The 13,488-nt window shown below is 62.1% G+C and carries 8 protein-coding genes and 1 tRNA gene; 6 read left to right on the forward strand and 3 right to left on the reverse strand.

Features of this window, described 5'->3' with window-relative positions; genetic code table 11:
• Positions 1 to 110 precede the first annotated feature (110 nt).
• Genes QN222_RS26590 through QN222_RS26600 form a run of 3 tightly spaced genes read left to right on the forward strand, consistent with a single transcriptional unit; the run spans position 111 to position 2,994 of the window.
• On the forward strand, positions 111 to 1,253 hold the full coding sequence (locus tag QN222_RS26590; RefSeq protein WP_283961562.1) for an ABC transporter ATP-binding protein: 1,143 nt from the start codon (positions 111 to 113) through the stop codon (positions 1,251 to 1,253).
• A 4-nt stretch (positions 1,254 to 1,257) separates the two neighbouring features.
• The gene (locus tag QN222_RS26595) at positions 1,258 to 2,169 is read left to right on the forward strand and encodes an ABC transporter permease subunit (RefSeq protein WP_283961561.1); all 912 of its coding nucleotides are present in this window, start codon (positions 1,258 to 1,260) and stop codon (positions 2,167 to 2,169) included.
• A 3-nt stretch (positions 2,170 to 2,172) separates the two neighbouring features.
• Entirely contained in the window at positions 2,173 to 2,994 is an 822-nt protein-coding gene (locus QN222_RS26600; protein WP_283961560.1) for an ABC transporter permease subunit, read from the forward strand.
• Positions 2,995 to 3,084: 90 nt separating this feature from the next.
• Here the strand turns inward: QN222_RS26600 and QN222_RS26605 are convergent, their stop codons facing one another.
• Entirely contained in the window at positions 3,085 to 4,908 is a 1,824-nt protein-coding gene (locus tag QN222_RS26605) for an AsmA family protein (protein ID WP_283961559.1), read from the reverse strand.
• A gap of 174 nt (positions 4,909 to 5,082) precedes the next feature.
• Between QN222_RS26605 and QN222_RS26610 the strand changes: the two genes are divergently transcribed.
• On the forward strand, positions 5,083 to 7,035 hold the full coding sequence (locus QN222_RS26610; RefSeq protein ID WP_283961558.1) for an acetoacetate--CoA ligase: 1,953 nt from the start codon (positions 5,083 to 5,085) through the stop codon (positions 7,033 to 7,035).
• Positions 7,036 to 7,391: 356 nt separating this feature from the next.
• Here QN222_RS26610 and QN222_RS26615 read toward each other — a convergent pair whose 3' ends face one another.
• Both QN222_RS26615 and QN222_RS26620 read right to left on the reverse strand, forming a co-directional pair.
• On the reverse strand, positions 7,392 to 9,074 hold the full coding sequence (locus QN222_RS26615; protein ID WP_283961557.1) for an iron ABC transporter permease: 1,683 nt from the start codon (positions 9,072 to 9,074) through the stop codon (positions 7,392 to 7,394).
• Positions 9,075 to 9,167: 93 nt separating this feature from the next.
• The gene (locus tag QN222_RS26620) at positions 9,168 to 12,542 is read right to left on the reverse strand and encodes a PAS domain S-box protein (RefSeq protein WP_283961556.1); all 3,375 of its coding nucleotides are present in this window, start codon (positions 12,540 to 12,542) and stop codon (positions 9,168 to 9,170) included.
• 230 nt (positions 12,543 to 12,772) lie between these two features.
• Between QN222_RS26620 and QN222_RS26625 the strand changes: the two genes are divergently transcribed.
• Together QN222_RS26625 and QN222_RS26630 are read left to right on the forward strand one after the other, a co-directional pair.
• Positions 12,773 to 13,222 carry a phasin gene (locus QN222_RS26625; RefSeq protein ID WP_283961555.1) on the forward strand — a complete coding sequence of 150 codons (450 nt, stop codon included), beginning with the start codon at positions 12,773 to 12,775 and terminating at the stop codon, positions 13,220 to 13,222.
• Between the two features lie 147 nt (positions 13,223 to 13,369).
• Positions 13,370 to 13,446: transfer RNA gene (locus QN222_RS26630), tRNA-His, on the forward strand.
• Positions 13,447 to 13,488 lie beyond the last annotated feature (42 nt).

Genomic DNA, 13,488 nt, shown 5'->3' on the forward strand with positions numbered 1-13,488 from the left:
GGGGAAAGACGTGGCGTTGTTTTTGGCCCGGCTCCCGCTCGGGGTAAGATTGCGATGGGCATCGAGGTGGGGACCGTGCGCCCATCGGCGGTGTCATTTGGGGATAGACGATGAAGTCTCTTGGCAGTATCCGGCGGTCCTTCGCCCCATGGGCGGATCCGGCCTCCAAACCATTCATTTCCTTCAAGAACGTAACCAAGAAGTTCGGAGACTTCACCGCCGTCGACGACCTTTCGCTGAACATCTACACCCGGGAGTTTTTCGCGCTTCTGGGTGCCTCGGGCTGCGGAAAATCGACGTTGCTGCGCATGCTTGCCGGCTTCGAGCAGCCGACGTCGGGCGAGATCATTCTCGATGGCCAGAATCTCGCGGGCATTCCGCCGTATCGACGACCCGTCAACATGATGTTCCAGTCCTACGCGCTGTTTCCGCACATGACAGTCGAAAGCAACATCGCCTTCGGTCTGAAACAGGACGGCATGGCAAAGCCGGACATTGCCGAGCGCGTTGCGCAGATGCTGAAGCTCGTCAAGCTCGAGAAATTCGCCAAGCGCAAGCCGCACCAGCTTTCCGGCGGCCAGCGCCAGCGCGTGGCGCTCGCCCGCTCACTTGCCAAGCGCCCGAAGGTGCTGTTGCTCGACGAGCCGCTGGGCGCTCTCGACAAGAAGCTGCGCGAGGAAACCCAGTTCGAGTTGATGGACCTGCAGCAGGAATTGGGCCTGACCTTCGTCATCGTCACCCATGACCAGGAAGAGGCCATGACCATGGCCGACCGCATCGCCGTCATGAGCCACGGCAATGTCATTCAGGTGGCGACGCCGGCGGAAATCTATGAGGCGCCGAATTCGCGCTTCGTCGCGGACTTCATCGGCGACGTGAACATTTTTGACGGCACGGTTGCCGCGGCGGAAGAGGGCAGGGTTCGCGTCGAGACGGCGGGTGGCGTTCCGATCCGCATGGCGTCGCCGGAGAAGCTGTCGACGGGAGCCAAGGCTGCCGTTGCCGTTCGGCCGGAAAAGATCCGGGTCACCCGGCAGGCGCCTGCCCACGCGCCGCTCAACGCAGCCGAAGGCGAGATCTGGGACATCGGCTATCTGGGCGACATGACGGTCTTCCACATTCGCTTGAAGGACGGCAAGGTCATCAAGGCATCGTCGCTGAATGCCATGCGCGCCGTCGAGGATCCGCTTGGCTATGACCAGCAGGTGTGGGTCTCGTTCAGCGAAGACGCGGGCGTGGTGTTGAAGGATTGAAGCCATGGCAAAAATTGCGTCAGCCTTCGTCAGCCGCCTGGTCATCATCATTCCCTATGCCTGGCTGCTCTTTTTCTTTCTCATTCCCTTTTTCATCGTCTTCCGCATCTCGCTTTCGCAGACGGCAGTCGCCATGCCGCCCTATACGCCGGTCTTCGATCTGGCCGACGGCCTTTCGGGCATCCTCGAGGGAGTGCGCGAGTTTTCCCTCGACAACTATATCTGGCTGACCGAGGACGTACTCTATTTCAACGCCTATGTTTCGAGCGTCGTCATCGCCGCCGTTTCCACTTTCCTGACGCTTCTGATTGGCTATCCGATCGCTTACGGAATGGCACAGGCGCCGCGTTCCATCCGTCCGACGCTGTTGATGCTGGTGATCCTGCCCTTCTGGACGAGCTTCCTGATCCGGGTCTATGCCTGGATCGCGATCCTGAAACCGGAAGGCTTGCTCAATCAGTTCCTGATTACCATCGGCGTCATCGATCAGCCGCTCATCATCCTCAACACCAACTGGGCGATCTACATAGGCATCGTCTATTCCTATCTCCCTTTCATGGTACTGCCGATCTATTCGGCACTCGAGAAGATGGATCAGACGCTGACGGAGGCGGCCCAAGACCTCGGCTGCACGCCGATCACCGCCTTCTGGCGGGTAACGTTCCCGCTGTCGCTTGCGGGCGTCGTGGCCGGCTGCCTGCTGGTCTTCATTCCGGCGGTTGGCGAGTTCGTCATCCCGGACCTGCTCGGCGGATCGGAGACCCTCATGATCGGCAAGACGCTGTGGAACGAATTCAATGCCAATCGCGACTGGCCGGTTTCCTCGGCGGTGGCCACGATCCTCCTGCTCATCCTGGTGCTCCCGATCGTCTACTTCCAGAACGTGCAGGCGAAGGCCGACAGCGAGGGGAGATAGACGATGACAAAATGGTCGCGCTTCAACATCGTCTCGGTCGTCCTCGGCTTCGGCTTCCTTTACCTGCCGATCGTGCTTCTGGTGATTTTCTCGTTCAACGAGTCGAAACTCGTCACTGTCTGGGCTGGCTTTTCGACGCGATGGTACGCCCAGCTCTGGCACAACCAGGCCCTGCTTGATGCAGCCTGGGTCACCATTCGCGTCGGGCTGCTGTCGGCGACCTGCGCGACGGTGCTTGGAACGCTGGCGGCGCTGGCACTCGTGCGCTACACACGCTTTCGCGGCCGGGTGCTGTTTTCCGGCATGGTCTACGCGCCGCTGGTAATGCCGGAGGTGATCACCGGCCTGTCACTGCTGCTGTTGTTCGTCGCCATCGGGTTCGATCGTGGCTTCTGGACGATCACGCTCGCCCACATCACGTTCACCATGTGCTTCGTCGCGGTGGTTGTTCAGTCGCGTCTCTTGAGCTTCGACCAGTCGATCGAGGAGGCAGCGCTCGATCTCGGCGCGACGCCGGTGAGGACGTTTTTCGCAATCACGCTGCCGGTGATTTCGCCGGCGGTTTTTTCGGGCTGGGTGCTTGCCTTCACCCTGTCGCTCGACGACCTGGTGATTTCGAGCTTCACGACCGGGCCTGGTGCCACCACTCTGCCGATGAAGATCTATAGCCAGGTGCGCCTCGGGGTAACGCCGGAAATCAACGCGATCTGCACGATCCTGATCGGCGTCGTCGCGCTTGGCGTGCTCGTCGCGTCGATCGTGACGAAGCGTCGAGAGGTGCAGCGGGAGAGGGACGAGCGCGCCGCATTTGCGATGGTCGGCTGATCGCCTACAGCACCGTGCGTCTTTTCAGACGCGCAAAGGTCGCGGCGGTAAATTGAAATGCTGCATGGGCAGTGGTCTTGACGCTTGGGCCTATTGCGGCTCAACGAGGACGGAGAGCGGCGAGATGACCGCATTCGGCCACGACCCACCGACGAAGAAACGCAGCGGTTGGTTGGTCGTCTCCGTGTTTTCCAGCATTCCGGCGAGTGCGAGGCTTCCTGTGCGATTAGGGATGACGCCAGTGACCGACAGGCTACCGGACGGTCCGGCGAAATTCGCGCGGTTCAGCCGGGCCACCCCGCCGCCGAAGGTGGCGTCAATCTCGGCCGCCTGGAAGTCGAACACCCCGGCACTTGCCTGCGACAGAGAAAAGAACTCCCCCCTTCGGATGAGATCGATGAAAGCATTCACATCGAATCCGGCGAGGCTGCCATTTGCCAGCGAGAGAGTCAGGTTGCCCGAGAGATCGGCAGCGCCGGTCGCCCAAACGGCTTGGTCCGTCGCAAGGTCGAGGGTGAGCGTGCCCCTGCCGCTCGGTGTTGGGCCTTTCAGGCCGAAACTCTCAAGTACGGCCGCAAAGTCGGCATCCTTGAGGCTCATCTGCAGCCTGCCGCCATGTTCCAGCCCCTTGTTCGAGAGCACCAAGCGGCCGCTGAGAACACCGTTTGCGTAGGTACTGTCGCCGATGTCGAGCGATGCCCGGCTGCCGTTGATCATGACACCGGCTGCTACGTCGGTGAGGTGCAGCGGACCGACGAGCACTTCCTGCGAAGAAAGCCGCACATCTGCGCGCCAGACGCCGGTCAGGTTTTCCGCCATCCGCCATTGGGGGGCGTTTGCGTCCGCAGGCTTCGCACTCGGGAAGCTGAGGCCGTTGAGATCGATGCTGTCGAAGGCGAGCGTTCCTTCGACACGCGGCGTGTCGTCGGTGGGAAACGCCACGTCCAGGACGCCAGTTGCGGTGGCGCCACCCACCGCAAGTTGCAGATCATCGAGCTTGAGCGTTTTCTCGCCGGTCGCCACCATGGCGTCGATGCTGAAAGCACCCGCAGGAAGCATTTCCGATGAACCGCCTCGATACCAGGCGAGAAGCGCTGACAGCGAGGGGGCCGATGCCTGCAGATGGCCGGAGGCAAAGGGATACATTGAAAGATTACCGATACCTTCGAAGGAGAAGGTCAACGGGGCAGAGGTCAGCGAGGTCCTGAGCGACGCATTGCCGCCGGCAAAGAGGGCCAGCGGTTGGTCGCAGATCAGCGCCCAGTCAATCGCCTCGCCGCCGATGTTCGTCGAAAGCTGTGCGCTGATGCGCTCGGCAAAGGATGGCCATTTGACAGTTCCGGAAATGGCCGGAATGTCGATGTCCAGGCCACCTTCGGCCATTTGGTCGAGGATCCGTACCCGCCCGTTTTCGATCGTTATGTTGCCGAAGGGTGTATCTTCCTCGGTCGTCGTTTCGGCGAGACTGAGCCAGTGCGGCCGTTTCCAGTTGACCGTTCCGTCGGCGGCGCGCTCGATGGTGACGACCGGATCGACGAAGCGGATATCGTCCAGTTCCTGCTCGCCGCGAAGGGCTGCTAGCAGGCTGAAGGATGCAGTGATGCGGCCGATATGTGCAAGCGGGCGCGGATTGGGCTCGTTCGATTCGATCGTTGCCTCGGGCAGAGTGAGTTCAGGCTCCGGCCAGAACCGGACTTCGGGTTCGCCTCCAATCCTGCTTTTGCCGCCCGACCAGGCGTCGAGCATTCGTTCCATCGTCGCGCGGGCATCGGTGGTCGAAATGACCAGCGGCAGCGCGGCGTTATAGGCAATGGCGAGGCCGACGCCGATCGCGGCGGACCAGACGAGGTGGCGGCGGCCGATCCGCGACCAGAGGCCGGAACTGCGCAATATCTGCAGGATTTGTCTCGTCATTTCGGTCGGATTGCCGTTGCCTCTCGGGTCAAGCCGTCTGGATAGGCCTTCGGCTTGGAGAAAGCAAATGCGGCTGGCATGGAAATGTCGTCATCACGATGCCGAACCTGGGCCCGTGCTGTTTATTTTGCGTTGCAGCATGGTATAGAAACACGCAGAGGAGTGGAGGAGAGCATGCAAGCAGATCGACCTTTGTGGGTTCCTGGCGCCGAGATTCTCGAGCGAAGCCCGATGGCGCAATTCATGGCGTGGTGCGGGCAACGTTTCGGCCGGAGTTTTGCCGACTACGACGCTTTCCATGACTGGTCCGTGGCCGAGCGAGGCGACTTCTGGACCGCGGTCTGGGACTATTGCGGGGTTGTTGGCGACCGCGGGAAAAGGGCGCTCATCAATGGCGAGCGGATGCTCGATGCCCGCTTCTTTCCCGATGCAACGCTGAATTTCGCCGAGAACCTGCTGCGCAAGAGCGGTGATGGCGACGCGCTGGTCTTTCGAGGTGAGGACAAGGCCGGCTATCGTCTTTCCTGGGACGATTTGCGCGCCCTGGTGTCGCGCCTGCAGCAGGCAATGAAGGCCAAGGGCATCGGCAGCGGTGACCGCGTCGCTGCGATGATGCCGAACATGCCAGAGACGATCGCACTGATGCTGGCGACCGCTTCGATCGGCGCCATCTGGTCGTCCTGTTCGCCCGATTTCGGCGAGCAGGGTGTTCTCGACCGCTTTGGCCAGATCGGCCCGAAACTGTTCATCGCCTGTGACGGCTACTGGTACAACGGCAAGCGACAGGACGTCGCCGGCAAGGTGCGCGCCGTCGCCGCCACGCTGGGCGTGCCGACCGTCATTGTTCCTTATGCGGGTGACAGCGCCTCGGTGGCGGCGACCACCGAAGGCGGCGTCACGCTGGCCGATTTCATCGCCCCCTTCGACGTGAAGCCGCTGGCGTTCGAGCGGCTGTCATTCAGCCATCCGCTCTACATTCTGTTTTCCTCCGGTACCACCGGCGTGCCGAAATGCATCGTGCATTCTGCAGGCGGAACCTTGCTGCAGCACCTCAAGGAACACCGCTTCCACTGCGGCTTGAAGGAAGGCGAGAGGCTCTTCTACTTCACCACCTGCGGCTGGATGATGTGGAACTGGCTGGCATCGGGTCTGGCAGCAGGCGCCACGCTCTGCCTCTTCGACGGCTCGCCCTTCTATCCGGATGGCAACGTACTCTTCGACTATGCGGCAGAGGAACGGTTCGCGATTTTCGGCACGTCGGCGAAATACATCGACGCCGTGCGCAAGGGCGGCTTCACGCCGGTGAGCACGCATGACCTGTCGACGCTCCGCCTGTTGACGTCGACCGGCTCGCCGCTTTCTCCGGAAGGTTTTTCGTTCGTCTACGAGGGCATCAAGTCGGACGTCCAACTCGCTTCGATCTCCGGCGGCACCGACATCGTATCCTGCTTCGTGCTCGGCAATCCCCTGAAGCCGGTCTGGCGCGGCGAAATCCAAGGCCCCGGCCTGGGGCTTGCCATGGACGTCTGGAACGACGAGGGCCAATCCGTGCGCGGCGAGAAAGGGGAACTTGTTTGCACCCGGGCCTTTCCGTCGATGCCGATCATGTTCTGGAACGATCCCGAGGGCGCCAAGTACCGCGCGGCCTATTTCGAGCGCTTCGACAACGTCTGGTGCCATGGCGATTTTGCCGAATGGACGGCGCATGGCGGCATCATCATTCATGGTCGTTCCGACGCGACGCTCAATCCGGGTGGCGTGCGGATCGGTACGGCGGAGATCTATAATCAGGTCGAGCAGATGGAAGAGGTCGCCGAGGCGCTGTGCATCGGCCAGGATTGGGAGGACGACGTCCGGGTCATCCTCTTCGTCCGGCTGGCGCCGGGTGTGGAATTGACCGACGAACTGACGAAGGCGATCAAGAGCCGCATCCGCACCGGCGCTTCTCCGCGTCACGTGCCTGCGAAGATCATTGCCGTCGCCGATATTCCGCGGACGAAATCGGGCAAGATCGTCGAGCTTGCCGTTCGCGACGTCGTGCATGGCCGACCGGTCAAGAACAAGGAAGCGCTTGCGAACCCGGAGGCGCTAGAGCTGTTTGCCGGGCTCGATGCATTGAAAAGGTGACTGTTCGAGCGGGACGGCGGCTTCTGCGCCTTCCCGTCTTGCTGTCCAATGGGCCGGTCATGCGATCGCGCGTTAACCAGTTCGCGTCCCGCGAATTAACCAAAACGTCGGAGTTGCGTGCCACTGCGTAAGATTGTCGGATCAAAAAGTAAGATCTTGTTTACATTTGGGGGTGCATGGTCGAACCAACTTGAGGCCGACCAGTCAAGGGCCGGTGCCGCAGCAGCGATGTTGCCGCAGACATGATGTCACCTTTTCTCGAGCATTTGTTGGTTAGCATTGACTTCAGAGGCGGCTTTCGGCTGCCTCTTTTTTTGTCTGCCTTGCTTGCGAGCGGCCGCCATCCGCTGCGACCATCAGGAACGGCGTTCCAGCGATCTCGACACCAGGATCACCGGGATCATGCCGGCGATGACGATGATCATCGCCGCGACGGAGGCATCTTCGACCTTGGCGCGCGACGCGTCCTCGTAGACCAGAGTGGCGAGTGTGTTGAAGTTGAAGGGTCTCAGCATGATCGTTGCCGAGAGTTCCTTCATTGTCTCGATGAAAACGAGCAGGGCCGCCGTCAGCACGGCCGGGCGCATCATCGGCAGGAGTACCGTCCGCAGCGTCTGGCCGCTCGTACGTCCGAGCGCGCGCGCAGCCATGTCGAGATGCGGCGACAGTTTCTGGAAACCGGCTTCGAGTGTGCCTTCCGCCATTGTTAGGAAGCGGACCGTACAGGCGTAGACGATGGCAAAGCCGGTGCCGCTCATCAGGAGGCCGGTCGAAAATCCGAACGTGTCTCTCATTTGCGCATCGACAGCGTTGTCGAGTGCTGCCAGCGGAAAGAGCACGCCGATCGCGAGAACCGTACCGGGCACGCCATAGCCGAAGGACGCCAAACGCCCGGCTGCTTCCGTGGTTCGTGAACGCCCGGTGCGGGCGGCATAGGCAAGCACAAATCCCAGAAGCACCGCGACGAGCGCTGTCAGGGCGGAAACCAGGATGCTGTGCAAGAGCGCGTTCAGGAGGCGCGAGGCCAAAAACTGATCCAGGCGTTTCAGCGCGTAATTTCCGAGAATGAAGAAGGGGACGCCGAAGCCGGAGAGTACCGGCAGCAGGCAGGCGATCGTTGCCGCCCATTTTTTCCAGCCCGACAGTGTAAGCCTCGCAAGATCGTGGACGGCGGCCGTTGTCTTCTGGCTGGAGAAGCGCTGCCTGCGACGGGCGGCGCGCTCGACCATCATCAGGGCGACGACGAAGAGCAGCATGATACAGGCAATCTGTGCGGCGCCGGCCAGGCTGCCGCGGTTAAGCCAGGTATCGAAAATCGAGAAGGTCAGCGTCTGGACGCCCAGGAACTCGACCGCTCCGATGTCGTTCAGTGTTTCCATGGCGACGAGCGTCAGGCCGATCATGATGGCAGGCCGTGCCATCGGGATCTGGATCCGGAAGAACACTTTGAGCGGGCCGGCGCCGAGCGTGCGCGCAACGTCTGCGGCCGCGCGCCCCTGCATCAGGAACATCGAGCGGCAGGCGAGATAGATATAAGGATAGAGCACCGAGCTCAGCACGAGCACCGCGCCGCCGAGCGAGCGCACGTCCGGAAACCAGTAGTCCCGGCTCGTCTGGAATCCGAAGACGAGCCGGATCAGGCCCTGGACCGGACCGGTGAAGGTGAGGAGTTCGCCGAAGGCATAGGCCGCGAGGTAGGCGGGTATCGCAAGCGGCAGCACGAGGGCGGCAGAAAGGAAGCGGCGCAACGGAAATTCGCAGCTCGCCACCAGCCATGCGGTCAGGATGCCGATAACAGCTGTTGCTGCACCCGTCAGCGCGACGAGCAGCAGCGTTCGCCCCGTTGCGCGCGGGATGACGTTCGCGACAAGATGCGGCCAATCGGCGCTGCCGCCGGAAACGGCAAGCCAGCCGATGGCGAGCATCGGCATCAGCACGATCACCGAGGCGAGCACGGCCCAGATTGCGAGCAACGGATGACCAAGGCCCGCTCCGGAACGGGCATAGCGTCTTCTGAAGCTCTTGGATGTGGACTGCAAGCGATCTGTTCCGAGGCGAAGCGGCAAGGTAACGGCTGGCCGGAACCGGCAAACTGGCTCCCGCGAGTCAACATTTCCTTACAGCATTCGTCCTCAGTTCGCCAAGACGCGTTGCGATGGGAAGGAAATTTCGACGAGCGTGCCTTCGTTCGGCGTGGAGTTGATCGAGAACTGTGCGCGGTTCGCCTCGGTCATGGCCTTGGTCAGCGGCAGACCGAGGCCGGTGCCGTCACCGCGCTTGCGCCCGCCGGTCGTTACCTGACGGAAGGGCTTCATCGCCTGATCGAGTTCGCTGCGCGTCATGCCGATCCCGGTGTCGCGGATCCGCAGGATGACGCTTCCGTTCGCCTCGTAGGAGGTCGAGACGACGATCTGGCCACCGGACGGGGTAAAGCGGATGGCGTTCGCAAGGATATTGAGCGCGATCTGCTTGATGGATCGGCCGTCCGCGACGACCGTCGGAACCGACGCCGAGAGCGAGGTGCGGATGATCACGCGCTGGCTGTTGGCCTGCGGCTGTACCAGCGACACGGCCTCGGAAACCGCATCATTGATATCCACGGCACTGAAATCGAGATCCATCTCGCCGGCTTCGATTTTGGAGATGTCGAGCAGATCGTTGACGATGTCGAGGACGTGCCTGCCGGAGCGGCCGATGTCCCCGGCATATTCGATGTAGCGGGGATGCCCGACCGGGCCAAAATGCTCGCTCGCCATCATGTCGGAAAAACCGATGATGGCGTTCAGCGGCGTGCGGATCTCATGGCTTACCCTTGCCAGGAACTCCGTCTTGTGCGCGTTGGCCGTTTCTGCGGCGCGCTTGGCGTTGCGCAGTTCCTCCTCGGTCCGCTTCCACTGCGTGATGTCGCGGATGACGGCACAGTAGCCGTTGGACGAAGAAAGTCGCCCGATGGTCATGAACAAAGGAATGAAGCCACCATTCGCCTCGCGGCCGATGACTTCGCGGCCGTCGTTGAGCACGCTCGCGACGCCATGGCCGGCAAGACCCTGCAAATAGTCGAGCACCGCCTTCTGGCTCTCATGAGCGAAGAGTGCCGCGAAAGGCTTCCCGCGGATCTCGGCTTCGTCGTAGTTGAAGAGCGCGCTCGCCGAGCCGTTCATCGTCCGCACGTCGCCTTCCTGCCCGAGGATGACGACGCCGTCGGTCGCAGTCTCCAGAATGGAGCGGAGTTCGTCGATTTGCATCCGCAGGCGGCTTGCTTCGCCCGCCGTTCCGTCGTCGTCACGTGCCGCTTCTGCACTGTCATTCCCGCTCGCCGGGGCGAGTGCCAGCATGAGCGCGCTTTTCCCTTCCCATCGGATCGAATGAAGATGCGCGTTCACCGATGCAAGCTGTCCGTTCTGGCGGATCAGCGTCATCGTGCCGTCCGGCTCATCGACGATGTCGTCGCCGTGGGCGAAGAGCGCGTCAAGGCCGCCTTCCCGCGAGAAGCTCTCAAGATCGCGATACCCCGTCAGTCGCAGGAATTCCGGATTGGCATGCAGCAACTCGTCGCCGTAGTGGACGAGAAGACCGACAGGCAGGCGGTCGAGGATCTCGCTGCTCATGCCGACGGCAGGGCGCGAGCCAGGAAGCGCTTCATCGTCGGCTGAAGGCGCCACTTTACCCTGCTCGACGATTGCTTCCGCTTCGTCTCTCTCCTTGGCGTCGGCTATGGCGCTCGAGGGCGTCTCCTTTGGCGAGGATGCGGGGGCCGGTTTCTCGATGTCCTCGTTCTCAGCGGGTGTTCCGAAATGTTCGCCGAGCTGTCGCGCAATTTCGCGAAATGCGGCTTGTTCGCCTCGCGTCAGGGTCCCGGCCGTCCCCGGCCTGCGCTCGTCGAGGTCCACGACCTTGCCGGATGATGGGCGCTCGGGCGTGTCCGCGACGCGCAGTGCCGGACGCTCGCCGTGGAAGGGATCTTCCGGCACGGCCGAATCCGTTGCGGAGTCAAAGTCCACCCATTTCTCGTCGCGATCGGGCGCCTCGTCGGCGGCCGCGACGTCGGAACCGGTCTCCGTCCGCTCACCATGAGCGGTGATCTCGTCCTCGCTCTTCGGGGGCGGGCCGGCCGGCCGAAGCTCGGCGGTGCGGCCGAGGTCCATCCCGCTGGCCCTTTCGTCGATGACCGCGTCTGCGACCCGGACGATGCCGAAGCCGCGGAAGCCGTCGAATTCCCGGGACCGCGAATAGGTGGGAAGTGCGGCGAGGTCGACCGGCACCTTCAGGCTCGTTCCCTCGACCGGCCAGAGAATCGTCTTGCCCGACCAGGTGTCGCGCCGGCGCAGGAGTTCGCCGATCCGATGGTCGGGATCGAGGTCATAGCGGTGAGCGAGATCGGCAAATGTCTCGCCGATCACATCGGCAGCCTTGGGGCCGACGGCCGAGGCAAACTCCTCCGAGATCTCGCTGAATCGCCCTTCCGCGTCTATTTTCCAGACGAAGCGGACGGCACGGCCGCCGGGCGTGAAGGCAAAGTCGGGAGCATGGTTCTCGCCCGCATCGTCGCGCTTTGCGGTGGGCTCGGTTGCCGCGGCAGGCTCATCGGGGTTGACAGGCTCCGCGGGGGCTGGTGTCGTTTCGTCGGTCCCAAGCGCCAATTCACCTTGATCGTCCGGCGCGCCCGCACGATCATTCGCATCCTGCTCCGCGTCCGTCGGTACTGTCGCCGTGCCCGCGAGTTCCGGGCGCGGCTCCTCCTTCGGCGGCAGGTCGTCGGCGGCAGATTGATCGACGCTTTCTATCGGCGATGGCAGGTCGTTGTCTGCTCCTTCCGGTGCCGTTTCGGCATCGAGATCCTCAAAAGCGGCTTCCACCGCGAACAGAAGGTGCAGGGCCGGGTGGTCGGATATCTTGCCGATGGCAGCGGGAAGCTCGCCCTTCCTGGTCAGGACCGGACGCTTGATCAGCCGGTCTCTATCGCGCGCGACGTCCGAGACGAGTGTGCGGCGAACCTCCTCTGACAGTCCCAGTTCATCGAAACCGGAAGACTGCGCAAGGATCGCGCCGTCGCCGTCGAGCACGGCCATATGCGTGTCCGGCCCGTCGAGGCCTGCGATCATCCGGGCGGCCCGCTCCTCGGTCGTCAATGCCTTCCCGTTATGCGGCGTGGTGAAGAGCACCGCATCTTCACCCGGCCGGATGCGGATCAGTTCCACGGACGCATTTAGGGGCAAGCGCCGGAAGCCGGAGGATATCCGAACCAGCAGTTGCCGGCGGTCGCCGACCGCTGAAAGCTGCGTTGCTGCTGCACGCAGCTGGCGAAGCGAGAGATCGTTCGCATCGAGAGCAGCATCGATGAAATCGTAGACGGAGGCGATGCCGAACAGGCTCGCGCCCTGGTCGTTGGCCCACAGGACGCGGCCGAGATCCCTCGAAAACAGGACAGACGCATCCCCCTTGGCAAAATGATCGCGCACCCGTGCATGCACGGCAATGTCGATGAAGGGATACTGTCTCTCGGGCATGGGCAGGCCTATTGACGGATCGCTTGCGCGTTAACAGTCTATTAATACCCGGCCCATCTGCGAGGGTCCAGCAAAGGCGCGGCGTCGGCAACGCCTTTTGCCGCGCAAGGTTAATAGGTCTGGGATTTGTGCAATGCACAATTTTTGTTGCAATGCACAAAGGAATCGCTTATATAAGCGGCATCACCAATCGGCGCCTCTGAAGAGGGCCACACCAAGGAGCGCATATCATGGCTACCAAGAAGACCGACGACGCATTTTCCCTTTCCTCCTTCGATCCGGCCAAGTTTGCCGACAGCTTCCGCGAGTTCGCCGAAAAGGGCGCCGCGCAGTCGAAGGATGCTTACGCCAAGATGAAGACCGCTGCCGAAGAAGCAACCAAGACCGTGGAAGCGACGGTTGAGAGCGCTCAGACCGGCACCATCGAACTCGGTCTCAAGGCCATCGATGCACTCCGCACCAATGCCGAGAACTCCCTTTCGCACATGGAAGCGCTGCTCGGCGTGAAGTCGCTTTCGGAGCTGGTCGAACTCCAGACGACGTTCATCCGCAAGCAGGCCGAGCTTGCCGTCGAGCAGGCGAAGACCATGCAGGAAGCGACGAAGAAGGTCGCCGAGAACGTTGCCAAGCCGGGCAAGGACGCCGCCGAAAAGGCAATGTCGAACTTCAAGAAGGCCTGATCGACGGCGCCGTATCCATCGGAATCGATGCGAAGACCGGGTGGCTTGCCTTCCGGTCTTTTTGCTGGATAATCTGAAGTTAAGGCTTGCAAATCAGCGGCAGTGCCCGTATGTGAGCCGCCAAGCGACACATGTCGCATCCCGAGTGCGGTTGTAGCTCAGTTGGTTAGAGCGCAGGTTTGTGGCACCTGAGGTCGGTGGTTCGAGACCACCCAACCGTACCATTTTTCTTCAACTCGACCTGTCGCCTTCCAATCAAAAGTCGT

Origin of the sequence: Sinorhizobium sp. 6-70 (assembly GCF_030124375.1) — a bacterium.
Taxonomy (GTDB): Bacteria; Pseudomonadota; Alphaproteobacteria; order Rhizobiales; family Rhizobiaceae; genus Sinorhizobium.

Bases quoted from the DNA above. Each gene is read 5' to 3' on its own strand.
- QN222_RS26600 (WP_283961560.1), top strand. From the start codon at position 2,173: ATGACAAAATGGTCGCGCTTCAACATCGTCTCGGTCGTCCTCGGCTTC.
- QN222_RS26605 (WP_283961559.1), bottom strand. From the start codon at position 4,908: ATGACGAGACAAATCCTGCAGATATTGCGCAGTTCCGGCCTCTGGTCG.
- QN222_RS26610 (WP_283961558.1), top strand. From the start codon at position 5,083: ATGCAAGCAGATCGACCTTTGTGGGTTCCTGGCGCCGAGATTCTCGAG.
- QN222_RS26625 (WP_283961555.1), top strand. From the start codon at position 12,773: ATGGCTACCAAGAAGACCGACGACGCATTTTCCCTTTCCTCCTTCGAT.
- QN222_RS26620 (WP_283961556.1), bottom strand. From the start codon at position 12,542: ATGCCCGAGAGACAGTATCCCTTCATCGACATTGCCGTGCATGCACGG.
- QN222_RS26590 (WP_283961562.1), top strand. From the start codon at position 111: ATGAAGTCTCTTGGCAGTATCCGGCGGTCCTTCGCCCCATGGGCGGAT.
- QN222_RS26595 (WP_283961561.1), top strand. From the start codon at position 1,258: ATGGCAAAAATTGCGTCAGCCTTCGTCAGCCGCCTGGTCATCATCATT.